General features: G+C 65.9%; 18 protein-coding genes. 13 read left to right on the top strand and 5 right to left on the bottom strand.

Annotation, left to right across the window (positions count from 1 at the left end; translation table 11 throughout):
• Positions 1 to 2 precede the first annotated feature (2 nt).
• From prsK to prsT, 3 genes are read left to right on the top strand one after another with little or no spacing between them, the layout of a single operon-like run.
• The gene (prsK, locus tag F579_RS0109640) at positions 3 to 2,069 is read left to right on the top strand and encodes an XrtA/PEP-CTERM system histidine kinase PrsK (RefSeq protein WP_019023401.1); all 2,067 of its coding nucleotides are present in this window, start codon (positions 3 to 5) and stop codon (positions 2,067 to 2,069) included.
• Positions 2,070 to 2,095: 26 nt separating this feature from the next.
• Positions 2,096 to 3,433 carry a PEP-CTERM-box response regulator transcription factor gene (gene prsR, locus F579_RS0109635; protein WP_019023402.1) on the top strand — a complete coding sequence of 446 codons (1,338 nt, stop codon included), beginning with the start codon at positions 2,096 to 2,098 and terminating at the stop codon, positions 3,431 to 3,433.
• Positions 3,434 to 3,467: 34 nt separating this feature from the next.
• Positions 3,468 to 6,248 (top strand): XrtA/PEP-CTERM system TPR-repeat protein PrsT, encoded by a 2,781-nt coding sequence (prsT, locus tag F579_RS0109630; RefSeq protein WP_026300974.1) that lies wholly within the window; start codon positions 3,468 to 3,470, stop codon positions 6,246 to 6,248.
• A gap of 74 nt (positions 6,249 to 6,322) precedes the next feature.
• Here prsT and F579_RS0109625 read toward each other — a convergent pair whose 3' ends face one another.
• Positions 6,323 to 6,988, bottom strand: a complete 666-nt coding sequence (locus F579_RS0109625) for a class I SAM-dependent methyltransferase (RefSeq protein ID WP_018139492.1) — start codon at positions 6,986 to 6,988, stop codon at positions 6,323 to 6,325.
• 237 nt (positions 6,989 to 7,225) lie between these two features.
• Here F579_RS0109625 and pepA point away from each other — a divergent pair, with 237 nt between their 5' ends.
• A complete protein-coding gene (pepA, locus tag F579_RS0109620; protein WP_019025614.1) occupies positions 7,226 to 8,062 on the top strand; it encodes a flocculation-associated PEP-CTERM protein PepA in 837 nt (278 codons plus the stop codon).
• A gap of 114 nt (positions 8,063 to 8,176) precedes the next feature.
• Here the strand turns inward: pepA and F579_RS0109615 are convergent, their stop codons facing one another.
• Genes F579_RS0109615 through F579_RS0109600 form a run of 4 tightly spaced genes read right to left on the bottom strand, consistent with a single transcriptional unit; the run spans position 8,177 to position 11,276 of the window.
• A complete protein-coding gene (locus F579_RS0109615; protein ID WP_019023405.1) occupies positions 8,177 to 9,055 on the bottom strand; it encodes a ThiF family adenylyltransferase in 879 nt (292 codons plus the stop codon).
• Positions 9,055 to 9,831, bottom strand: coding sequence for a PEP-CTERM/exosortase system-associated acyltransferase (locus tag F579_RS0109610; protein WP_019023406.1), 777 nt, complete (start codon positions 9,829 to 9,831; stop codon positions 9,055 to 9,057). The genes F579_RS0109615 and F579_RS0109610 overlap by 1 nt, the downstream gene beginning before the upstream one ends.
• Positions 9,821 to 10,639 (bottom strand): acyl-homoserine-lactone synthase, encoded by an 819-nt coding sequence (locus F579_RS0109605; protein ID WP_019023407.1) that lies wholly within the window; start codon positions 10,637 to 10,639, stop codon positions 9,821 to 9,823. Before F579_RS0109605 ends, F579_RS0109610 begins: the two co-directional genes overlap by 11 nt.
• A 43-nt stretch (positions 10,640 to 10,682) precedes the next feature.
• Positions 10,683 to 11,276, bottom strand: a complete 594-nt coding sequence (locus F579_RS0109600; RefSeq protein WP_019023408.1) for a PilZ domain-containing protein — start codon at positions 11,274 to 11,276, stop codon at positions 10,683 to 10,685.
• 354 nt (positions 11,277 to 11,630) lie between these two features.
• On the opposite strand from F579_RS0109600, the gene F579_RS0109595 reads away from it, so the two are divergent.
• From F579_RS0109595 to F579_RS0109555, 9 genes are all read left to right on the top strand, one after another.
• Positions 11,631 to 13,187 (top strand): XrtA system polysaccharide chain length determinant, encoded by a 1,557-nt coding sequence (locus F579_RS0109595; protein ID WP_019023409.1) that lies wholly within the window; start codon positions 11,631 to 11,633, stop codon positions 13,185 to 13,187.
• A gap of 117 nt (positions 13,188 to 13,304) precedes the next feature.
• Positions 13,305 to 14,198 carry an XrtA-associated tyrosine autokinase gene (locus F579_RS0109590; protein ID WP_019023410.1) on the top strand — a complete coding sequence of 298 codons (894 nt, stop codon included), beginning with the start codon at positions 13,305 to 13,307 and terminating at the stop codon, positions 14,196 to 14,198.
• The gene (locus F579_RS0109585; protein ID WP_019025613.1) at positions 14,188 to 15,756 is read left to right on the top strand and encodes a TIGR03016 family PEP-CTERM system-associated outer membrane protein; all 1,569 of its coding nucleotides are present in this window, start codon (positions 14,188 to 14,190) and stop codon (positions 15,754 to 15,756) included. The genes F579_RS0109590 and F579_RS0109585 overlap by 11 nt, the downstream gene beginning before the upstream one ends.
• A gap of 2 nt (positions 15,757 to 15,758) precedes the next feature.
• Entirely contained in the window at positions 15,759 to 16,820 is a 1,062-nt protein-coding gene (locus F579_RS0109580) for an XrtA/PEP-CTERM system-associated ATPase (RefSeq protein WP_019023412.1), read from the top strand.
• Between the two features lie 16 nt (positions 16,821 to 16,836).
• A complete protein-coding gene (locus tag F579_RS0109575) occupies positions 16,837 to 17,745 on the top strand; it encodes an XrtA system polysaccharide deacetylase (RefSeq protein WP_019023413.1) in 909 nt (302 codons plus the stop codon).
• Positions 17,729 to 18,799: a FemAB family XrtA/PEP-CTERM system-associated protein gene (locus F579_RS0109570; protein WP_019023414.1), complete on the top strand. Its 1,071-nt coding sequence runs from the start codon at positions 17,729 to 17,731 to the stop codon at positions 18,797 to 18,799. The genes F579_RS0109575 and F579_RS0109570 overlap by 17 nt, the downstream gene beginning before the upstream one ends.
• A 90-nt stretch (positions 18,800 to 18,889) precedes the next feature.
• Positions 18,890 to 20,131, top strand: a complete 1,242-nt coding sequence (locus F579_RS0109565) for a TIGR03087 family PEP-CTERM/XrtA system glycosyltransferase (RefSeq protein WP_019023415.1) — start codon at positions 18,890 to 18,892, stop codon at positions 20,129 to 20,131.
• Positions 20,128 to 21,672 (top strand): exosortase A, encoded by a 1,545-nt coding sequence (xrtA, locus tag F579_RS0109560; protein ID WP_019023416.1) that lies wholly within the window; start codon positions 20,128 to 20,130, stop codon positions 21,670 to 21,672. The genes F579_RS0109565 and xrtA overlap by 4 nt, the downstream gene beginning before the upstream one ends.
• Positions 21,669 to 22,904, top strand: a complete 1,236-nt coding sequence (locus tag F579_RS0109555; RefSeq protein WP_019023417.1) for a TIGR03088 family PEP-CTERM/XrtA system glycosyltransferase — start codon at positions 21,669 to 21,671, stop codon at positions 22,902 to 22,904. The genes xrtA and F579_RS0109555 overlap by 4 nt, the downstream gene beginning before the upstream one ends.
• Position 22,905 lies beyond the last annotated feature (1 nt).

The raw sequence follows: 22,905 nt of genomic DNA, 5'->3' as shown, positions 1-22,905 counted from the left end.
CCATGAATCTCGCCGCGCCCAGCTATCTCCTGGCCGCCCTCGCCTTTCTCGTCCTGGTGGTGCTGGCCCTGTGGACCTGGCGGCAGCGCCCGGGGAGCCTGTGGGTCGCCGGTGCGGCGCTGCTGTCCGTGATCTGGGCGCTGCACATGGCGCTGGTAGCGCGCGAGATCGGCGAGGCCCCGGTCTCGGGCGGGGCCTTCGAGGTGCTGCGCAACGCCGGGTGGTTTGCGGTCCTGTTCGCGCTGCTCGCGCGCCGCGGCGAATCTGCCGCGCGACCGCCCGCACCCTTGCGGACCGCGATGATCGTCACCGCTGCCCTGATGTCCGGGCTGTTCGTGGCCCTCGCCCTGCCGCTCCCGCTGACCTATGGCGCCTGGGTGGGCACTGCGATGCTGGGCATGGCGGTGCTGGGTCTGGTCCTGGTCGAGCAGGTCTTTCGCAATACGCCCCTGCAACGGCGCTGGGAGATCAAGTTCCTGAGCCTGGGCCTCGGGGCGATGTTCGCCTTCGACCTGTTCCTGTTTGCCGATCTCGTGCTGTTCGGGGCGATCAACAGCCCCGTCTGGCAAGCCCGCGGCCTGGTGAATGCCCTGGTCGTGCCATTGATCGCGATTTCCCTGGCCCGCCGGCCGCTGCAGGCCCGCGAGGCCCCAGTGGTCTCGCGCCACCTGCTGTTCCATACCGCAGCACTGATCGGCGCCGGGCTTTATCTGTTCGCCATCGGGGCCGCCGGCTACTACCTGCGGCATGTCGGCGGCGACCTGGGCGCCTTCCTGCAGGCGGTCTTTCTGTTCGGTGCCGCATTGCTGCTGGCCGTCATCGTCGCCTCGGGCAGCCTGCGCTCGCGCCTGCGCGTCTTCCTGGCCAAGCACTTCTTTCGCTACTCGTTCGATTATCGCCAGGAGTGGCTGCGGTTTACCGGCACGCTCTCGGCCGAGGATGACGAGATCCCGTTCCGCCAGCGCGCCATCCAGGCGATCGGCGAGCTGGTGGACAGCCCCGGGGGCCTGCTGTGGGTGCGCGACCGCAACGGCACCTATGCCCTGGACGGGGTACTGAACCTGGGCGATCCGAGTTATCCCCCGGAGGAGCCCGACGGGGCGCTGGTGGAGTTCGTCGCGCGCACCGGCTGGGTCATCGACCTCAACGAATACCGCCGGGACCCCGAGCTGTATCAGGGCCTGCAACTGCCGGAGTGGCTGGCGCAGAACACGCGCCTGTGGGTGGTGGTGCCGCTGCTCAAGGGCGAGCGCCTGCAGGGGTTCGTCGTGCTCGCCCAGCCGCGCGCACCGCGCAAGATCGACTGGGAGGAACGCGATCTCCTGAAAACTGCCGGGCGCCAGCTCGCGGTGTATGTCGCGTTGGTGCAGACGGACGAGGCCCTGCTGGAGGCCCGCCAGTTCGAGGCCTTTCATCGACTGGCGGCGTTTCTGGTGCACGACCTCAAGAACGTCTCGGCCCAGCTCTCCCTGGTGTGCTCCAACGCGGAGCGTCACCTGTCCAATCCGGACTTTGTCCGCGATGCCCTGAACACGGTGGGCAATGCCCGCGACCGGCTGGAACGGACCCTGGCCCAGCTGCGCCACGCCCAGGCCACTCCCGACACACCGAGCCGCATCATCCCGCTGGACCGGCTGCTCGCCGAGGTCTCCGAGGCCAGCAGCCACCGCTCGCCCCTGCCCCGGCTCGACCTGCGTGAACCCGCGGCGGTCATCGGCGACCAGGAAGGTCTTAAAAATGTACTACTCAATCTTGTAAGAAATGCTCAAGAAGCTACGCCGGATGACGGCTCAATCAATCTCAATCTTTACACCGAAGGGGGTTGGGCTATTGTTCAAATTGAAGACACGGGGAGCGGTATGGAACCGGCCTTTCTCAAGAATCGGCTGTTCAAGCCCTTTCAAACCACCAAGGGAAACGCAGGGATGGGGATTGGTTTATATGAGGCGCGCGACCGGATTTTGCGCATGGGCGGACGCATCACCGTCGACAGCGAGGCCGGTGTCGGAACGATCTTTACCCTGAAGCTCCCCTTGCAGATGGCACCAGCCATGGCCGAACCGTCATGAAGACCGCTGGTGAGCAAGAGGGTTCTATGCTGAAGCTTCTCATCGTCGAAGACGACCAGGGTCTGCGCAACCAGCTGAGCTGGTGCTTCGAGGGCTACGAGATCCTGGAGGCCGAAGACCGCGAAAGTGCCATGTCCAGGATGCGCCGCCACCAGCCGGAGCTGGTGACACTGGACCTGGGCCTGCCGCCGGACCCGGCCAATGCCTCCGAGGGCCTGGCCCTGCTGCAGGACATCCTGGCGCTGGACCCGGAGACCAAGGTCATCGTCGTCACCGGCAATGACGATCGCGAGAACGCGCTCAAGGCCGTGGCCCTGGGCGCCTACGACTACTACATCAAACCGGTCGAATCCGACCTGCTGCGGATGATCGTCGATCGCGCCGCCCACCTGTACGAGCTCGAGGCGGAGAACCGCAAGCTGGCGCGCAAGCCCGGGGCCTCCCTGAGCGGGGTCATTACCGCCGACCCGGGGATGCTGGATGTCTGCCGGGTGGTCGAGCGTGTCGCGCCCTCGGATGCCACCGTGCTGCTGCTGGGCGAGAGTGGCACCGGGAAAGAGGTGCTGGCGCGTGCACTGCACGACCTGAGCGGGCGCGCCACCGAACGCTTCGTGGCGATCAACTGCGCGGCAATCCCGGAAAACCTGCTGGAAAGCGAACTGTTCGGGTACGAAAAGGGCGCCTTTACCGGGGCCACGCGCCAGACCATCGGCCGCATCGAACACGCCAACAACGGGACCCTGTTCCTGGACGAGATTGGCGACCTGCCGCACAGCCTGCAGGCCAAGCTGCTGCGCTTTTTGCAGGAGCGCAAGATCGAACGCCTGGGCGGTCGCAGCGAGATTCCGGTCAACGTGCGCATCATCGGCGCCACGAACCAGGACCTGAAGGCGCTGATCCAGCAGGGCGAGTTCCGCGAGGACCTGTATTACCGGATCAGCGAGATCTCGGTCTCGATTCCGCCCCTGCGCGAGCGCAAGGGCGATGCAACGCTGCTTGCGCACTACCTGCTCGACCGGTTCACCCAGGATCAGCGGCGGCCGCGCCGCGGCTTCACCCAGGATGCCACCCACGCGATCGAGGCCTACGACTGGCCGGGCAATGTGCGCGAGATGGAAAACCTGATCCGCCGCGCCGTGATCATGGCAGACAGCCAGTTGATTACCGCGAAGGACCTGGGCCTGGAGCCCCCCGAGGGCGAGGCCCCGGCAGTCCGACTACGCGACATCCGCGACAGCGCGGAACACGAGGCCATCCTGAAAGCGATGGCTCGCAGCAAGAACAACATTGCCCAGGCCGCCGACCAGCTCGGAATCACACGGCCGACGCTCTACAGCCTGCTCGACAAATTTGGCCTGAGGTAAACCCGCCATGAAGACTCCCCGTTCTGTATCCCGTGTGGTGGGCATGCCCCGCCGTACCCTCCCGCGCCTGGCTCCGTTGCTGATGGCGCTGACTCTGGTCGGTTGCGATGCCCTGGGCACCCCGACCGAGGCCGAGCACCGCGAACGTGCCGAGCGCCACATGGAGGCGGGCGAATATGCCGCGGCCACCATCGAATATCGCAACGCGCTGCAGCACACCCCGGACCCCGAGGTGCGCGGCCGCCTGGGCCTCGCCTATCTGCGCGACCAGCAGCCGGAACCGGCCGTGCGCCACCTGCAACGAGCCCTGGAGACCGGCGCGGACCCGAACGAGTACGCCCTGCCCCTGGCGCGACTGCTGTTCATGCTGGGCGGCAGTGGCGCGATCGCCGAGATCCCCGAGGCCGATGGCCTGGAAGGCGAGGATGCCGCGCGTCTATTGGCCTACCGGTCGCTGGCGGCCTATCAGGCGGGAGATGCCAACGCCGGATCGGATTATCTTGAGGCCGCCCGGGAGGTGCAGGACGACCTGGTCGAGATTCACCTGGCGCGCGCCTACCAGGCAATGTCCGATGGCGACGCCGAGCAGGCCATGAAGATGACCGATGCGGCCCTGGAAACGGACTCCGAATTTTCCCCTGCCTGGTCCCTCAAGGGCGATCTGGAACGGGTGCAGGGCGACCCCGAGGCTGCGCTAAAGGCCTTTAGTCGCGCCGTCGAGCTGCGCCCGGATGCGATCGCCGAACGCCTGAAGCGCGGGCTGATGCACGTCGAACTGGAGCAGTTCGACGAGGCCCGGGCCGATGGCAAGTTCCTGAAGGATGGCGCACCCAATCACCCCGGCGGCCACTTCCTGCTGGGGCTGATCGAGTTCGAGACGGGTGAACCCCTGCAGGCCCGCCCCCATCTGGAAGAGGCGCTGGCGGCCTCGGCCAACTACCGTCTCGCGATGCCCTATCTGGCGGCGATCCAGCTGGAAGAAGGCAACTGGTCCCAGGCGGAGCGCCTGCTGGAGCGCCATCATGCGCTGGGCCCGGCCAATGCGATGAGCTACCGGCTGCTGGCCCAGCTGCGCATCGAACAGGGCCGCACGCAGGAAGCGCGGCGGATTCTGGCCGAGGCACTGAGCGAACGGCCCGATCTGATCGAGGCCCTGGGCGATCAACTGGCCGCGCTCTACATCGGCGAGGGCGACACCGAAAGCGGGATCGAGGTCCTGCGCGAGGCCCTGGCCAACCGCGCGGACCGCCCGGAGCTGCAGGAGATGCTGGGAATCGCCCTGGTGCGGCACGGCGACCACGAGCAGGGCATGGCGCTGCTGCACCGGGTCGCCAGCGAAAGCGCGGATGTACGCCTGGCCGACTATTCGGTGGCGCTGGCACATATCCGTGACGAGCAGTACGAACAGGCCCTGGAGGCTACTCAGCGCCTGCGCGACAAAGACCCGGAAAACCCGCAGGGCTTCAACCTGATGGGCGCCGCCCTGCTGGGGCTGGGCGAAATCCACGAGGCCCGCCTGATCTACCAGGAAGGGCTGTCGCTCCACCCGGACAACAGCACCCTGGCCCTGAACCTGAGCTCGCTCGAAGTCCGTCAGGGCAACCTGGAGACGGCCCGCGAGATCCTCGAGGACCTCCAGGAACGCGACCCCGGGCATCCCACCTCGGCGATTCGGCTGGCAACACTGCACTTTCAGCAGGGCGAGATGGAGGCCGGCAAGCGCTGGCTGCAGGACGCAATCAAGGCACACCCGGATCGGATCGACCCCTACCTGATGCTGGCACGCGCCCAGAACCAGCAGGAGGATCACGCCGCCGCCCGATCCACCCTGGAAAAAGCACGTGAACATCACCCCAACGACACCCGAGTGCTGGGCCTGCTGGTCGACCTGCAGGAGCGCGAGGGGGACTTCGCGGGCGCGGCACAGACGCTTGGGCACCTGGCCGTACTGCGTCCGGATGCCGCGGAGCTGCGCTTCCGGCAGGCGCGCAATCTCGCCGCTCTGGGCGAGACCGAGCAGGCGGTCACGGCCCTGCGCCAGACGCTGTCGATCGACTCCAGCCATATGAGCGCACGCATGGTGCTGACCCGCCACCTGAGTCTGGCCGGCGAGGTCGATGAGGCGCGTCAGGTCTTCGAGCCCGTCGTGGAGCGCGCCCCGGAGGCAGCGCAGGTGATCGCGCAGCAGGCCTGGTTCGACGCGCAAGCCGGCGAGCTCGAAAAAGCGATCGAAGGCTACGAGCGTGCACTCGAGCGCGAGTCCCGACGCGACTGGCTGGTGGAAAAATACCAGGCTCAGCAGCGCGCCGGCCATTCCGAGGCGGCCCTGGAGACGCTGAAGGGCTGGCTGCAGGAGCACCCCGAAGATGCGGCCTCGCGCCACCTGCTCGGCTCGGCGCAGATCAACGCCGGCCACGAGGCCGAGGCTCTGGAAACCTACGAAACCGTGCTGGAACAGCGGCCCAACGATGTCATTGCACTGAACAATGCGGCATGGCTGGCCCGCGAGATCGACAACCCGCGCGCCCGCGAGTACGCCCAGCGAGCCGTCGAACTGGCCCCGGATCAGCCCGCGATCCTCGACACCCTGGGCGTGGTACTGCTGGAGGGCGGCGACACCGAGAGCGCCCTGGAGACTCTGCAGCGGGCCTACCGGATGAGTCCGCAGGCACCGGATATCGGGTTCCATCTGGCGCAGGCCTATCAGGCCAGCGGCGAAACCGAACAGGCGCGCGCCCTGCTGACGGAGCTACTGGAGGCCCACGAGGACTTCCCGGAGCGCGAACGGGCACAGTCGTTGCGCGAGTCGTTATAGGCCCGAAAAGCGAGAAAGATGCAATGGCTGCTGAAGCCCACGCGAACGTGGGCTTCAGCGTTTCTCCAGGACGATTACGGTCGCTTCAACAGCAGGTTGTAGCAGTTGCCCGAGATCGAGGAGTCGACCACCTGAAATCCGGCGCTGGTGAAGCGGCTCAGGATATCGCGGGCCTCGTACGGGGTATGCAGGATGCCCTTGCGCATGCCCCAGCGGTTGATACGTTCGGCAATCGCCTTCAGTGGCTGCGGCGTACGCGGGTACAGCAGGACGTTTGCGGCCAGGGTGCCCCCCGGCTTGAGCACCCGAAAGGCCTCGTGGATGGCGCCGTCCACATCCGGAAAGCAGTGCACCGAGTTGGCGATGTTGGCCGTATCGAACTCGCCATCGGCAAACGGCAGCTCCGCGGCGTCGGCGTGTTTGACAGTCACGTGCTCGTCCTTTGCGAAGCGGTGGCGCGCGCCCGCCAGCATGGATTCGGCGTAATCCACGCCGACAACTTCGCTCTCCGGCAGTTTGCGCCGGCGCCGCCACTTGATTGCCATCTCCAGCAGTGTCCCCGTGCCACAGCCGATTTCCAGATGCCGGGCCCCCATGTTGCCGCCAAAAAACCGGATCTGGGCGCCCAGGGTGCTGTTGTAGGCAAAGGTCAGGATGAAAAACCCCCGCGCGTCGTACCACCACGGTGGTGACTTGTAGGCTTCGGCAATCTCGTCGCGGGTCTTGGCACGCTTGGACATGTGGCATCTCCTTCACGGAAAGAACGGCCGAGCCCCCAATCCCTGCCGTCCGTTTTTTTTACATGGCCCTTTTCCATGGCCAAGGAAAACAAACGAAAAACTATTTCAAATCCGATAGTTATCGCGCTTGGCACGCAGCCTGCTTTACTTCACTCGCAAGACAGGACGACTAGCAAATTGAAGTAGAAGTAAGCGTTAACTCAAACACATTGATTCTAACTGGTGGAGGATTACAACATGGAAAGGTTCAAGCAAACAGCGCTGGGGGCGGTACTGGCAGTGGCCAGTCTGGGGCTTGCGGGCACCGCACATGCCGGCGTCTTTACGATTGATGATTCGCAGCTCGATCTCTCGACGATCGCCGTGGGTGAACGTGAAGTCGACCGCATTACCGGTGGGTATGAGGAACTGCTGACCCTCGATGCCGACGGTTCCTTCGACGCGGCGGCCTACTGGAACGTGGGTCAGTACTTCCTCGGCGGCACATCGGTCAGCAACCGACTGGGATCCACCGGGGACGATGGCGACCTGTTCTACGGTCTGTATGCCGTGTTCGAGTCCTCCGGGAACTTCGATGCGGATACGGGCGAGTTCACCGGCACCACCGGCTCGATCGCGCTCTATCTGGACCCGAATCTGGATACCACCTTTGGATTCAACTCGAACGATGCGGCCGATGGTGTGGCCCTGGGCGGCACGGGTGACGACATCCTCGTCGGCTGGTCCGACATCTTCGAGCGGGGCGCAGGTTCCTTCGACCCCGATTCGGACGACATCGGCAGCTTTGCCCTGATCTTCAACGAGTGGATGCTCTCGGACGAAGGCCGGCAGTTCTTTACCAGTCCGGATCCGTTCTACATGAATGTCCGTGTAACGGGTCAGTTCGACTTCATCGAGGGTTTCGAGGAAGTCGACCAGCGCACTACCTTTGAGGTGGTCGGCTCGGCCGACGCCCGCTGGTCCGGACAGGAAGTGCCCGAACCGGCCATGCTGCTTCTGCTGGGAACCGGGCTGGTACTGCTCGGCTTCGTCGCCACGCGACGCCGCCGCCGCGACACCGGCCTGGCTGCCTAGCAGCCCTTGTGGTTGGGCCTTCTGCTCCCCCCTGGGTGGAAAGCCTCTCCCGGCCCCTCGTCCTCGGACGAGGGGTTTTTTTATGCCTGAGTGGGCACCTCGTCTGAAGCGTTATTACTGCCCGCTCGCCCGGAGACGCGCGAGCCGTCGGCGGCCGATGGCCAGTAGCAAACGCTGCAGGGGGTTGCGATTGCCACCGGGGCGCCAGGTGCGGGCAAGGCGCTGGCGGTAGGCATCGAAGTGAACACCGTGCGGGGCCCAGACGACGCGACCCCGCCCCAGCAGGATCTTCAGGGCCTCGGTACCCATGACCCCGGCGCACAGCTCGCAGGCCATCACGGTGGACGGGCCATGCTGGGCCTTCAGGTCGACGGCGGCAGGATCGGCCAGGTAGCCCATCTGCATCATCGACGGGGCCAGGCCCATCATGAAACGCAGCGCCAGCTCCTCGTCGGGCAAGCCGTCGCGCAGGTCGAAGTAGTCATCGAACGACACGCCACCCGGGCGGAAGTTAAGCAACGCCGCCCCCATGCCGAGCGGGGCCACGGTGATCGCCGGGATCCCGCGCTCTGCACACGCGGCGAAGACCTCGCGACGGGCCTGAAACACGAAGAAGTCGAGCCCGTCGACGTAGAGATCCACACCCTGGAGGAAGGCCTCCAGATTGTGCTGGTGCACACCCTCCGGGAACGTCGTGATCTCGAGCTCCGGATTGATGTCCAGCGCCATCTCGCGCAGGACCTCAACCTTGGGCCGGCCCAGACGCGACATCCCCGCCCCAGCCTGGCGATTCATGTTGTGCAGCTCGAAGCAGTCGAAATCCGCGATATGAAAGCGCCCCACCCCCAGGCGGGCGAGCGTCAGCAGATGGCTCCCGCCGACACCGCCAAGACCGGCGATGGCCACTCGCGCACCACGCAGGCGTTCCAGCTCTGGCCAGGTCACCCAGCCATGGGTGCGCCGGAACGCCGCGTGATAGTCGAACTCAGGCATCAGGCCGCGCTGGCAATCGCGTCCCAGAGAGAATCGGAGGGGTGGGGGTCGGAAAGGTTGGCATAGGAGTGTGCATACAGCTGGCTCAGCGACGGTGAACGGTGAATCCCGGCCAGGGCTGTAAGCAGACTAATATGAAACGGCGCGCGGCGGCCATGGTAGTTCTGAAGCGTGCCGATCTGCTTCACCTGCAGGCCATGGCGACGCAGGATGCGCGCCAGCGACGGCTCCATCATGGCGAAGGCATGCGAGCGGCCCTGGATCTCCATCATGGCGACCGCGCTCATGAACAGGCTCAACGCCAGCAGCGGGAAGGTACGCGCCTGTTCCAGAGGCACATTCAGCAGGTGAAGGTCGCCAACCGGCGTGACCGACTCCCCCAGACGTCGCCGAAACAGGCCATTGACGGCCAGCCGGGAGACTTCACAGATCGCGTCCCGCTCCAGGCGGTCCGGGCGGTACTCGGTCTCGTAAAAGCAGTTCTCGCAGTGACGCTCCATCGGGAGTTCGTGGATCTTCTGACGCGCGTCGACATGAACGACCCGGACGCAGCCGGCGTGGGTGCCGCTCACCACATGCTCCAGCAGGCAATGCGAGGACTGGGCGTCATATTCGTCGATTTCGCGCTCGCCCGGGCAGTTCTCCGGAGACTCGTAACGGAACTCTCGGCAGTAGACCTCGTAGCGCAGTCGGTACACCGCCTCCAGCTGCTCCTTGTCCGGCTTCACCAGAGAAAAATAGCGGCAGAACGCCGTGATGAGCGGGTCATCCTGCACAGGGCACTTCCATAGCCCTTGGGGCGTGATACGCACGCGGGCGCCAGCAACGCTTGTACCCCGGTGCCGCTCGGTACGGGAACGGTGGGTGCCCGGCCAGTTGCGCGTAGTGAGGGCGCTCCGGTGTGTCGCCCAGCCCCAGCCGGCGGCGCCAGGCCGACAGCGCCAGGCCGGACTCGGCAGTCGGGGCCCGGAACGGCAGCCGCAGCCCCCGATGGTCGCAGGCCTCGCCACACAACTCGATGGGGATGTGGTGGCGCTGGAGCAGACGGGCCAGGGCTGGGCGAATCATGAACAGCAGAAAGTCATACCCGTGATCCTCGGCATAGGCCTGGGCGGCCTGGCAAAGGTGATACAGCAAACGCGGCGATCCGCGTTCCGGGGAACCACGGGCAATCAGGCGGGAAACCTCGAGCACCCGCGGGGACTCGACCCTGGGCGTAGCAAAGGCATCCGGAAACAGATGCCCGGCGGCCATGGTCGGGAGGGGACCCGCCTCCGGCCGAATCAGGCGCATGGCGCCAACCCAGCGCCCGCCGTCGTACAGTCCGCCCATCCGCACCAGAAAATGAGCGGCGTGCTCATCGTGGACGTCGCGCTCGAACCCCTCCGGGTAACGCTCGGCCGCTTCAAAACCGGTCTCCAGGCAGTACACCGCGTAGCGCATCCGATAGTGAATGCGCCGCGCCCGGGCGCCTGTGGCGAGATACACCTGATAGGACGGGGAATGCCCATCCGGCAGGCAACGATCTGAGGTGGGGCGTCCCGGTTCGACGCCAGCATGGGTATACAAACGTTCTTCCTCCATTGCGCAGTTCAGTACGGATCTCCCCGGCCAGAGACACATGCTTTCAGGCCGTCGTATCGATGCGTTGACCCGGGCCATTGCGCCTTAGAAAACGCAGGCCCAGACCTACCCGGCGATCGGATACCACGACGGCATCGAAGGTCCCGGCGGTCGGGAGCATTAGCTGCAAGGCGGTATCGGGCGGCAAATACGGGTACTGCCCGACCAGCGCAATCCGCGCGCCACCCCGCGAAAGATCCATCAGGCGGCACTTGCGCCACTCCTTTCGGATACCGATCTCGGTCAGCAGGTCGACCGCATACCGCGGCCAGCAGCGCTGCTCGGGCCGGCCAGATGTCTTGCGTCCGTAGCGCCAGGCGAATGCGGACGACCAGTGCCTCGGGTTCGGCGAGCAGGCGTAGAGATCGGCCTGAGATGGATCCGTGATCGGGGGTTCCCCGAGCCGGTCGATTACGGCCTCCACCAGCTGTCCGGCCCAGGACTCGTACTCCTCGTCACTGGTGCTGAATCGATGGAGCTGTCGGTAGATGTCGTTCATCAGCGCGAGGCGCTCGCTCCAGTTCCGCTTGAGCATGGCGGGATGCCAGAACTCCGCCAGGTTCTGCGCGAGGCTTCTCTGGCCCAGATCGTCGTGCATTTGAGAATCCCTCCCAACCGCCAGGCCACCCCCCTGCCGCAGCCGTTTCGAGCCTAATCGAACAAAGCCCAGCAAACTGCGTACCAGTTAACGTAAACCCCTGATCCGTTATAAAACCGCGAAAATTTATTAGAAAACTCAGCTTCAAAATTTTTTCTGGTGTAAACATTCTCGACATGTGTAGACAAGGGAAAACAAACGATCTTCAATAGCCCTAGACGTCTCCCGGCTAGGGGCCCAGGCAAGGTGAAAAAGGGCTTTGCGGGGAACCCTTTTACCGGAGAACTGTTACTCCGTTCGAAGACCCACAAGGCGTCATTGAACGTCAAAGGGTTTAACAGGGGGCAGCAAGAAATGGAAAAGATTGTTCAGGATTTTATTCAGCGGGCACGCGCCACCTGGCGCCGACGCTGGTGGATTCTGCCGATTGCCTGGATTGTGTGTCTGGGCGGATGGGCTTACATCCAGAGCCTACCGGATACCTATCAGGCTAATGCGCAGGTATTCGTCAACACTCAGTCCGTGCTGAATCCGCTGCTGCGCGGGATGACGGTGCGCCCGGATACAGAAGAGCGGCTGCGGATGGTGACGCGCACCCTGCTCAGCCGCGACAACCTGGAGACCATCGCCCGGCAAAGCGACCTGGACGTCTACATGGGTAGCGCCGACCTCGACGCACAGGTCAACCTGCTGCGCGGCAGGCTGACCCTGGACGGCGAACGGCGCGAAAACATCTTCACCGTGCGTTTTCGCCACAGCAATCCTGATGTCGCCGAGCGCGTGGTCCGCGAGACGGTGAATCTGTTCATGGAGCGCGGTCTTGGCGACTCGCGCCTGGATCTGAGCACCTCGCAGCGGTTCATTGAGCGTCAGCTCGAGATCTACGAGCGCCAGCTGCAGGCCAGGGAAGCCGAGATCGAAGACTTCAAGCGGCAGAATGCGCGCTTTATCAGCGGCGACGGCAACTTCTACTCGCGCCTGGAGCGCGGCCGCGAACAGGTGGCTCAGGCAGAGCTGCAATTGCGCGAGGCCCACAGCCGCCTGGCCGCGTTACAGCGCCGTGCCGAGGAAAGCCGGTCGGGTGGCGGCACGGTGAGGGCGCAGTACCGCAACCCGGAGCTGGACCGCCGGATCAATGACCTGCAGGAAAACATCGATGCCATGCGGCATCGCTACACCGACGACCACCCCGACATCGTCGCCGCAAGGCGCATCCTCTCGGAACTGGAAGAGCGCCGCTCGCGCGAAGCCGCCGACTACGCACGCAACCCGGCGGTAGTGCCCATTGGGGGTAGCGGGGGTAGCGACACGTTGCAGGCCGCGATTACCGACGCCGAGAGCGATATCGCGATGCTGGAGACCCGCATCGAGGAATTCCAGGCACGGGTCGCGCGGCTGGAACAGGACGTCGACCGCGCCCCGGCCGTGGAGTCGGAGCTGACCGCGCTGACGCGTAACTACGACGTACTGCGCGACTCCTACCGTCAGCTCCAGAGCCGACGCGAGCAGGCAATCATGTCGGGCGCGGTTGAATCGGAGACCGACTCGGTCGATTTCCGCGTCCTTGAACCGCCGCGGCGACCGACGGCCCCTTCGGCGCCCGATCGCCCGCTGATGGCCACCGGCATCCTGCTGGCCGGCCTGGGCGCGGGGACAGGCTTCGCCTTCCTGCTTTCACAGCTGCGGCGGACGGTCAGCAATCGACGGCAGCTCGCGGAGATCGCCGGCCGCCCGGTGCTGGGCACCATCTCGGCCGTACGCACACCCCAGATACGGCGCCGCCGCAGGCTGGAACTGTCGGCCTTCTCGATCGCCCTGGCCACCCTGCTTCTGGTGTACGCGGTGGTGATGGGTCTTTATCTCACCGGATCGGCCGGTGTTCTCGACGAACTGCTGAGCCTGTTGCGATGAACAGCCGCGGCCATCGGCCCGGCGGATCGCACGCGAGGCATCAGGGACCGGGATGCATTTGTTCCATGGAGGCGCGGGCCCTGCAGGCCAGCGCACGGCAAGGGGAGCCAGACGCTCATGAGCATCATTGAAAAAGCCCTCGACAAGAGCCGGTCGGCTCCCATACACCCCCTGCCCGCCGACGCAGCATCCGGACACACGGACCGGGAGGCGGGGAGCCCGGAGACCCCGGCATCCGAGCACGGCGCGCACCCGGCGGCGGCCCGCATCGACTTCGGGCACCTGCGGCGGCAAGGGCTGATCGTGCCCGGCGACCAGCGCTCCACCCTGGCCGAAGAGATCCGCATGATGAAGCGGCCGCTTTTGAACAACGCGTTCGGGCGCCACTCGGCCATGCGGATACCCCGCGGGCGGCTGATCATGGTGACCAGCTCGCTGCCGCGCGAGGGCAAGACCTTTCTGGCCACCAACCTGGCGATCAGCATGGCGATGGAGGTCGACCGCACGGTGTTGCTGGTCGACGCCGACGTGGCCCAGCCGACGATCCCGAAGGTCCTCGGCTTCAAGGCCGAGCGCGGGCTGATGGACGTCCTCACGGAGCCGGACCTCGGCATTCCCGATGTGCTGATGCGGACCAACATCGAGAACCTCTCGGTGCTGCCCGCCGGGCGCCCGCACGGGCGATCCACCGAGATCCTGGCCAGTGACGGGATGCGGGCCCTGCTGGACGAACTCCACGATCGCTACCAGGACCGCATCATCCTGTTCGATTCCCCCCCGCTACTGGCCACCAGCGAGCCGGGCGTGCTGGCCGCCGGGATGGGGCAGGTCGTGATGGTAGTCGATGCCGAGCGCACCCCGGCCGCCTCGGTGGAGAACGCGATGCAGCAGCTCGCCGGCTGCGACGTGGTCCTGACCGCACTCAACCGTGCGCCCTCCACACCGGGACTAGGCTACGGCACGGGCTACTATCACGAGCGCCCGTACGGGGAGGTGAGCCATGAGCACTAACCAGGGACGGGTGCGGGCCGCATACCGCAGGGAGGCCCCGGCACGCAACGGCCGGGCGATCTGCCTGGTCGCCGTACTGGGCGGCGGCACGCTGGCGCTGCCCGCCTCGGGCCTGGCCACCGAATGGGACTTCACGCCGCGCGTCACGGTAGGGGTGGAGGCGACCGACAACGTCCGCCTGGCCCCCCGCGGGCAGGAAGATGCGGATCTGATCGGGCATGCGCGCCCCGGCTTCACCCTGCGCCGGGACGGCGTGCGCAATGACACCCGCGTGGACTACCAGCTGAACCATCGCACCCACCTGTCCGAGTCGAGCGAAGACCGCACGACCCACATGCTGCGCGCCCGCAACCAGACCGAGGTCATCGAGGACACGTTCTTTGTCGACGTGACTGCCTCGCGCCGGGAGCAGGCCACCTCGCTGCTGGACCCGGTCGGCATTGGCGGCAGCACGCCACGCAGCAATATCGAGGAGACCTCGTATTACAGCGTGTCGCCCAACCTGCAGAACGAGTTCGGCACCTTTGCCCGCCAGGACATTCGCTACACCTACGACGAGCGGCACTACCACCGCAGCAACCGGGCCAGCAGCACCGGCAACCGCGCGGAATACACCCTGGACAGCGGCCCGACCTTTGATCGCGTGTTCTGGCAGCTGGCGGGATTCTACGACCGGCTGAAGTACGAAGACGGGCTGGAGGGCGAGTTCAGCGAGATCAGCGCAACCCTCGGGTACAACATCGGCCGCACCCTGCGCGTGTTCGGCGTCGTGGGCGAAGAGTTCAACGACTACGAAACCCTGCGCGACGAAAACGACGGCAGCTTCTGGGAGGTCGGTGTCGGCTGGACCCCGACACCGGTGACCTCCGTCGAGGCGCGTTACGGCGAGCGCTTCTTCGGCACAACACGAGCCCTCAGCGCGACGCACCGCAGCCGCCGCGCCAGCTACAGCGTGAGCTACACCGAGGGGATCACCTCCACGCGTGATCGTCGCGAGTTCCAGGCCATCAACATGGCTGACCTAGCGACAGGGATAGCCGGGTTGGCGGAGCGGGCTGAACTGGAAGGTATGACCTTCGATGAGTGGATTGACCAAAACCCGGAAGCGGCTTTCGGCGTGATCGATAGTGCGGTGGTCTCTCAAGAAGCATTAGTCGAGGGCTTCTACCTGACCCGCAGCGTGCGCGCGAACTGGCGCTACGACACCGGCCTCAGTGTATTTGGGGTCACCGCCTACCAGACCCGACGCGAGGCGGAGTTCGACACCGGTGTGGGCCTGTTCGAGGACGACAATCGCCGCACCGGCGTAATCGCCTTCTGGGAGCTGACGCTGGGGCCGCGCACCACCACGGAGCTGAGCTCCGGGGTCTCGCGCACGGAGTTTCTGGGCAGCGACCGTGAAGACGACTTCTTCTACTTCCGCGCCAGCCTGAACCGCCAGTTCGCCCCGGACCTGCGGGGCAGCCTGTCCTATCGCTATCAGCAGCGGGATTCGAACAGCCGGGTCAACGAATACCGGGAAAACTCGATCATCGCGCTGATCACCAAGGAGTTCTGAGCATGTACGAGAACTTCTATGGGCTGCAGGGCAAGCCCTTCGCCCTCAGCCCGGACCCGAAATTCTTCTACGCCAGCAAGGGCCACCGGCGGGCCATGGCCTACCTCGAATACGGCGTGCAACAGCAGGAGGGTTTCATCGTCATCACCGGCGAGGTCGGGGCCGGCAAGACGACCCTGGTGCGCAGCCTGTTCGAGACACTCGGCACCAAGCGGGTGCTCGCGGCACAACTGGTCAGCACCCAGCTGGATGCCGAGAACCTGCTGCGCTCGGTGTGCCTGGCCTTCGGCCTGGAAGGAACCGGCGATGACAAGGCCAGCCAGCTGCGCCACATGGAGCGCTTCCTGCTGAACACGCGTTCGCGCGGGCAGCGCGCGCTGCTGGTCGTGGACGAGGCGCAGAACCTGAGCATGGATGCGGTGGAAGAGCTGCGCATGCTGTCCAATTTTCAGGGCGTTGACGGGCCGCTGCTGCAGAGCTTCCTGCTGGGCCAGCCCGAATTTCGCGACATCCTGCGCAGCGAAAACATGCAGCAGCTGCGCCAGCGGGTGATCGCCACCTATCACCTGGGTCCGATGGACGAGGGTGACACCCGGGCCTACGTCGAGCACCGCCTGTCGCGCGTGGGCTGGGAGGGAACGCCCCACTTCGCCACCGATATCTGGCCCGTGATCCATGAGTTCACCGGTGGTATCCCGCGCAAGGTGAACACCCTGTGCGACCGCCTGCTGCTGATGGGATACCTCGAGGAGCGCTATGACCTCGACGCCGACGAGGCTCGCCGGGTGATCGACGAGATCGAGGAGGACTTTGGCGCGCAGCAGGAGACGGCCACAGCGGAACCCGGCAACGCCGTCAATGGAGTGATCGACAGCGAACGCGCCGTTGCCAACGAGCTGACCCTGATCCGTCTGGAGGACAGCTACGAGGCGATGGAAAAACGCCTGGACAGGATCGAACACGCCCTGGCAATCAACTACCGGCAGTCGCAGCGCATCCTCGACGCCCTGGACTCGCTGAACAGGTTCTCGGACCTCAATCACAAGGAGGTCGCCCGGCACTAGTGCCGGGGAAACCGCCATGTCGTCCGCACCACCCCCCGTATCCAATGCCCTGACCGTCGATGTCGAGGACTACTTTCAGGTGTCGGCCCTGGCGCCGCATTTCCCGAGCCATTGCTGGGACAGCCAGGAGTGTCGCGTGGAATACAACCTCGAGCGGATCCTGGCGCTGTTCGATCATCACCGGGTACGCGCGACCTTCTTTACCCTTGGCTGGATCGCCGAGCGCTACCCCCAGGCGGTGCACCGGATTGTCGACGCCGGACACGAGCTGGCCAGCCACGGTTACGGGCACCAGCGGGTGACCGAACTGGAACCTCGGGCATTTCGCGCGGACATCGTCCGCGCCAAGGCCACTCTGGAAGACATCGCCGGCGTCGAGGTGCGCGGCTATCGCGCCCCCAGCTTCTCGATCGGCGAAGGCAACCTGTGGGCGCTCGACCTGCTGGCCGAGACGGGGCACACCTACAGCTCGAGCATCTATCCGGTACAGCACGATCACTACGGCACACCGACCGCGCCGCGTCACCCCTATCGCCCGCGGGGTCCTCAGGGCGTGCTGGAACTGCCCCCGGCCACCCTGCGCGTGGCTGGCCGCAATCTGCCGGCGGCCGGCGGCGGCTACTTTCGGCTGCTGCCCTATGCCGTCTCCCGCCAGGCGTTACGGAGGATCAATAACAAAGACGGCCTGTCCGGGGTGTTCTATTTCCACCCCTGGGAAATCGACCCCGGACAACCCCGTGTCTCCGGCGTGAGTGCCAGGACGCGTTTTCGCCACTACCTCAACCTCGGGCGTACGGAACGGCGGCTGCAGCGGCTGCTGCAGGACTTCCGCTGGGACCGCATGGACCAGGTCTTTGCCCACCTCCTCGCCACTCCGGCGCCGCCAACCCCGACGACAGCGAACAGCCATGCTCAAGTCCACTGACCAGCGACCCACGACCACGCGCGCGACCGCGCTGCAGGTCCAGGAACTCACGCCGGCCGATGTGGCCCGGTGGGATGCCTTTGTCGAGACCTGCCCGGTGGCGACGTTCTTCCATCGCGCGGGCTGGCAGACGGTTATCGAACAGGCCTTCGGACACTCGACCCATTTCCTGTTTGCCGAAGGCCCGAACGGGATCGAGGGCGTCCTGCCCCTGGCGCGCGTGCGCAGCGTGCTGTTCGGTCATTCCCTGGTGTCCCTGCCGTTCTGTGTGTACGGCGGCATCGCCGCGCGCACCGAAGAGGCCTTCGTGGCCCTGGACAACCGGGCCCGGGAGCTCGCACGGCAATACAAGGTGGATTATCTCGAGTACCGCCATATGGCGCCCTACCACCCGGACCGGCCGACCAAGCACCTGTATGTGACCTTTCGCAAGGAGATGGCGAAAGAGGTCGAAGAGAACCTGGAGGCGATCCCGCGCAAACAGCGGCGCATGGTGCGCAAGGGCATCAAGGCCGGCCTGGTCAGCGAGATCGACCAGGACATCGATCGCTTCTTCCCGATCTATGCGGCCAACGTGCATCGCATGGGGACGCCCGTGTTCAGCCGGCGCTACTTCCGCATCCTGCGCACCGTGTTCGGCGACGACTGCCGGATCCTGACCGTCACCGACGCGGGGACCCCTGTGGCCAGCGTGCTCAACTTCTACTTCCGCGATCAGGTCCTGCCCTACTACGGCGGCGGTACACCGCGCGCCCGCGAGGTGGCCGGGTATGACTTCATGTACTGGGAGGTGATGCGGCGGGCCTGCGAGTCGGGGCTGCGCATCTTCGATTTTGGTCGCAGCAAGCGCGATACCGGGTCGTTCAGCTTCAAGAAGAACTGGGGCTTCGAACCACAGCCCCTGTACTACGAATACGACCTGGTGCGTGCCCGGGCCATGCCCGACGTGAACCCGCTCAACCCGAAGTATCGCTACTTCATCCAGGCGTGGCAGCGACTGCCGTTGGGCGTGGCCAACCGCGTGGGGCCCTGGCTGTCCCGCAATCTCGGGTAGTGCTCGTGATCGTTATTCAACACCCCAGCACACCCGGGGACGGGTCGCACTGGGGCTTCCGTTTCGACCGCAGCAGCGGGTGAGTTTGTAATGGATGCCGTACTTTATCTGACCCATCGAATCCCCTGGCCGCCGAACAAGGGCGACAAGATTCGCTCGTACCATATCCTGCGCGATCTGACGCGGCGCTATCGGGTCTACCTGGGCACCTTCATCGACGACCCGGCCGATGCGGCCTACGTCAAAGAGCTGGAGCACTGCTGCGCGGGCGTCTGTGTACGCCCGCTCTCGCCGGGACGCGCAAAATGGCGCGCCCTGCGCGGCCTGCTGACACAGGAGCCGCTGACCCTCCCCTGGTATCGCGATGCGGCGCTGCAACGCTGGGTCGACCGGGTACTGGAGCAGCAGGAGATCACCCGCGCGCTGGTGTTCTCCTCGGCCATGGCGCAGTACCTCCCGTCCCTGTCCCGCCTGACCCGGGTGGTGGACTTCGTCGATGTCGACTCCGACAAGTGGACCCAGTACGCCGCCAGCAAGCCCTGGCCGATGAGCGCGATCTACCGCCGCGAGGGCCGCCAGCTGTTGCGCTATGAACGGCAGGTCGCGGCGCGCAGCGAGGCCAGCCTGTTCGTGTCACCGGACGAGGCCGCGGCATTCCGGGCCCTGGCGCCGGAAAGCGCCGAGCGGGTGCATGCCCTGAACAATGGCGTGGATGCGGCGTACTTCGATCCGCAGCACCTCCCGAAGAAAGGTCCCTACCCGGACCCGGTCCGGCCGATCGTGTTCAGCGGGGCCATGGATTACTGGCCGAACGTGGAGGCGGTGGTCTGGTTCGCCGAATCCGTCCTGCCACGCATTCGCCAGGTTTATCCGGATGTGCGTTTTTACATTGTCGGCAGTCGGCCCGCGCCGGAGGTCCGCGAACTGGAACGCCAGCCGGGCGTCGAGGTCGTGGGCCCGGTGGAGGACATGCGCCCCTGGGTCGGTGGTGCCGCGGTTTCGGTGGCACCCCTGCGGATCGCGCGCGGGGTCCAGAACAAGGTGCTCGAGGCCATGGCGCTGGCGCGGCCGGTCGTGGCCTCCCCGCAGGCGCTCGAGGGGATCACCGCCGTACGTAACGACGAGGTGATCGAGGCCGAGACCAACCCCGAGGTGTTTGCCCGCGCGGTCCTGCAGTGTCTGGAACAGCCCGATCCCGGGATGGCCGCCCGCGCCCGCCGACGCATCACCACGGACTATGACTGGGGCCGCAATCTCGCGTGCCTGCACGACTTTCTTGAGAGCGCGCCGGCGCACGCGGGCGAACCCATCGCCTCCCGGGGGGATGCATGAGCACGCCGGCCACCGTGATGTCCCAACCACTGGTACAGCGGTGGTGGGCTCCCGTACTGGCGCTGGCCGCCCTGATTGCGACCACGCTGATCGTGTTCGCGCCCACCTTCGTCTCGATGGTGGATACCTGGGCGCGTTCGGATACCTTCGCGCATGGATTCCTGGTCGTACCGATCGTCCTGTTTCTGGTCTATCTCAAGCGTGACGAGCTGGCAGCCGTAGCGCCCCGCCCCTTTCCCCTGGCGCTGATACCGATCGTGCTGCTGGGGCTTGCCTGGGTCATGGGCGAGTTGGTGGATGTCATCTCGGTGCGCCAGTTTGCCGCAACCCTGATGATCCCCTTCCTGGTGTGGCTGGTCATGGGCACCGCGGTCGTGCGTGTCCTGCAGTTCCCGCTGGCCTATCTGCTGTTCGCCGTCCCGTTTGGCGAATTCCTGGTGCCGCCGCTGATGGACTTCACCGCAGAGTTCACCGTCGCGGCGGTGCAGCTGTCCGGGATACCGATCTACCGCGACGGCCTGCACTTTGAACTGCCGACCGGACGCTGGTCGGTGGTCGAGGCCTGCAGCGGCGTGCGCTATCTGATTGCGTCGGTCGCGCTGGGGACGCTGTACGCCTACCTGATGTACCGGAGCCTCTGGCGGCGGCTGGCCTTTGTCGGTGTCGCGATCATCGTCCCGATCATCGCCAATGGCCTGCGCGCCTACATGATCGTGATGATCGGACACCTGAGCGACATGGAGTATGCCGCAGGTGCCGACCACCTGATCTACGGGTGGGTCTTCTTCGGTGTCGTGATCTTTCTGATGTTCTGGATCGGGGCCTTCTGGCGCGAGGATGGCGCGACCGGGGAACCCGCCCGCCGAGGTCCGGCACATGCCCCGCAGACCGGGGCCATGGGCTTTGCTCATATGGCCGTGATCGCCGCGCTGGTGGTCACGCTGGGGCCCGTCTATGCCTACTGGATGGACACCCGGGACCTCGGCCCGGTACAGGGGCTGGGTACCGGGCCGGTCGTGCCTTCCGGCTGGACCGCCGTGCCCGCTGAGGAGCGGCCCGGCTGGCAGCCCGGCTACCAGTTCATGCGGGCCGAGCGCGGGGGCTGGGTCGTGAACGATTCACAGGCCGCAGTCGGGATGCACGTAGGCTTCTACCGCGAACAGGCGCGCCACGGAAACATGCTCGGCTGGCACAACACGCTGGCGGGCCGGGAGCGGGCCGAGTGGAGCCAGGCCCGCCGTGGCCAGGCGGAGGTCGCGGGCTATCCCGATCCACAGCGGGTCCTGCTGCGCGGGCGCCAGCAGCAGATGGTGGCCTGGCAGTGGTACTGGGCGAACGGGCATCTCACCACCCGCCCCTTCGAGGTCAAGGCCCGCGAGGCCACGAGCCGGCTGCTGGGCGGGCGCGACGATGCCGCGCTGATCGTGGTCTACGCCGAGTACCGAGATGACTTGCAGCCGGCCGAGGACGCAATGCGCGCTTATGTGGAGGCCGCGATGCCGCAGGTGCTGGAACAGCTGCAGGACGTCAGCCAGCGATGAATACCCGGACACCCCAGGACAGCGCCGCCGACCCGCGCCCATGCGTGGCTCATGTCATCCATCGGCTGGATGTCGGCGGCATGGAGAACGGGCTGGTCAACCTGCTCAACCACATGCCCGCCGAACGCTACCGGCACGCGATCATCTGCATGACCGACTACACGCGGTTCAGCGAGCGCCTGCAGCGGGACGACATCAGCCTGCATGCCCTGCACAAGCGCGAGGGCAAGGACTTCGGGGTTCATCGGCGCCTGTGGCGGCTGCTGCGCGAACTGCGCCCCGCGATCGTCCACACCCGCAATCTGGCCACGCTGGAGGGGCAGGTCACCGCCGCCCTGGCCGGCGTGCGCGCCCGGGTACATGGCGAGCATGGCTGGGATATTGCCGACCTCAATGGCTCCCGCGACAAGCATCGTTACATGCGACGGCTGGTGCGCCCCCTGGTCGGCCGGTACATCGCCCTGTCGCGCCATCAGATGGACTACCTGCAGCAACGGGTGGGCATCGGAAGCGAGCGGCTGACGCACATCTGTAACGGGGTGGATACCGGGCGCTTCCACCCGCGCGAGGGCACCCGCACAGGCCCCTGGCCCCCGGGCTTTGCCGGCCCGGAGGACATCGTGATCGGGAGCGTGATGCGGATGCAGGCAGTGAAGGCCCCGCTGGACCTGGTAGAGGCATTCATTGCCCTGCGCGAAAACACCCCGGTGCCCTTCGACCGTCTTCGCCTGGTGATCGTGGGAGACGGCCCGCTGAGGGAACAGGCCCGCCAGCGCCTGGAGGCCGCCGGGGTCGCGCAACAGGCATGGCTGCCGGGTGCCCGCGAGGACATCCCGCAGTGCCTGCGGGCGATGGACCTCTTTGTCCTCCCCTCGCTGGCCGAGGGGATCTGCAACACCATTCTCGAGGCCATGGCCTCCGGGCTGCCGGTGATCGCGACCGACGTCGGCGGCAACCCTGACCTGGTGACCCCTGGAAAGACAGGGGCCCTGGTCCCCGCAGGGGCGCCGGCCGCCCTCGCCGAGGCCATCCGTGATGCGCTCGCCAGTCCGGATACCCGCAAGCGCATGGGACAGGCGGCCCGCATTCGCGCCGAGGCCGCGTTCAGCCTGGACGCCATGGTCGCCGGCTACCTCGGGGTCTACGACAGCCTGCTGGACAGGGCCAACGCCCGAACCCCCTCGGTTCGGGCGGGGGGCCGCCGGCGACAACACGAAACGATGGGACGCTGAC

Source organism: Thioalkalivibrio sp. ALJ21 (genome assembly GCF_000378605.1).
In the GTDB taxonomy this organism is placed as follows: Bacteria; Pseudomonadota; Gammaproteobacteria; order Ectothiorhodospirales; family Ectothiorhodospiraceae; genus Thioalkalivibrio.
The sequence above is the reverse complement of the archived record's forward strand: the minus strand, read 5'-3'. Positions and strand labels throughout refer to the sequence as shown.

What these genes read in the sequence shown, in the direction of transcription:
- F579_RS0109590 (WP_019023410.1), top strand. Translation starts at nt 13,305, where the DNA reads ATGAGCATCATTGAAAAAGCCCTCGACAAGAGCCGGTCGGCTCCCATA.
- F579_RS0109600 (WP_019023408.1), bottom strand. Translation starts at nt 11,276, where the DNA reads ATGCACGACGATCTGGGCCAGAGAAGCCTCGCGCAGAACCTGGCGGAG.
- F579_RS0109625 (WP_018139492.1), bottom strand. Translation starts at nt 6,988, where the DNA reads ATGTCCAAGCGTGCCAAGACCCGCGACGAGATTGCCGAAGCCTACAAG.
- pepA (WP_019025614.1), top strand. Translation starts at nt 7,226, where the DNA reads ATGGAAAGGTTCAAGCAAACAGCGCTGGGGGCGGTACTGGCAGTGGCC.
- F579_RS0109575 (WP_019023413.1), top strand. Translation starts at nt 16,837, where the DNA reads ATGTCGTCCGCACCACCCCCCGTATCCAATGCCCTGACCGTCGATGTC.
- F579_RS0109585 (WP_019025613.1), top strand. Translation starts at nt 14,188, where the DNA reads ATGAGCACTAACCAGGGACGGGTGCGGGCCGCATACCGCAGGGAGGCC.
- F579_RS0109605 (WP_019023407.1), bottom strand. Translation starts at nt 10,639, where the DNA reads ATGGAGGAAGAACGTTTGTATACCCATGCTGGCGTCGAACCGGGACGC.
- F579_RS0109580 (WP_019023412.1), top strand. Translation starts at nt 15,759, where the DNA reads ATGTACGAGAACTTCTATGGGCTGCAGGGCAAGCCCTTCGCCCTCAGC.
- F579_RS0109565 (WP_019023415.1), top strand. Translation starts at nt 18,890, where the DNA reads ATGGATGCCGTACTTTATCTGACCCATCGAATCCCCTGGCCGCCGAAC.
- prsK (WP_019023401.1), top strand. Translation starts at nt 3, where the DNA reads ATGAATCTCGCCGCGCCCAGCTATCTCCTGGCCGCCCTCGCCTTTCTC.
- F579_RS0109555 (WP_019023417.1), top strand. Translation starts at nt 21,669, where the DNA reads ATGAATACCCGGACACCCCAGGACAGCGCCGCCGACCCGCGCCCATGC.
- prsR (WP_019023402.1), top strand. Translation starts at nt 2,096, where the DNA reads ATGCTGAAGCTTCTCATCGTCGAAGACGACCAGGGTCTGCGCAACCAG.
- F579_RS0109570 (WP_019023414.1), top strand. Translation starts at nt 17,729, where the DNA reads ATGCTCAAGTCCACTGACCAGCGACCCACGACCACGCGCGCGACCGCG.
- F579_RS0109595 (WP_019023409.1), top strand. Translation starts at nt 11,631, where the DNA reads ATGGAAAAGATTGTTCAGGATTTTATTCAGCGGGCACGCGCCACCTGG.
- xrtA (WP_019023416.1), top strand. Translation starts at nt 20,128, where the DNA reads ATGAGCACGCCGGCCACCGTGATGTCCCAACCACTGGTACAGCGGTGG.
- F579_RS0109615 (WP_019023405.1), bottom strand. Translation starts at nt 9,055, where the DNA reads ATGCCTGAGTTCGACTATCACGCGGCGTTCCGGCGCACCCATGGCTGG.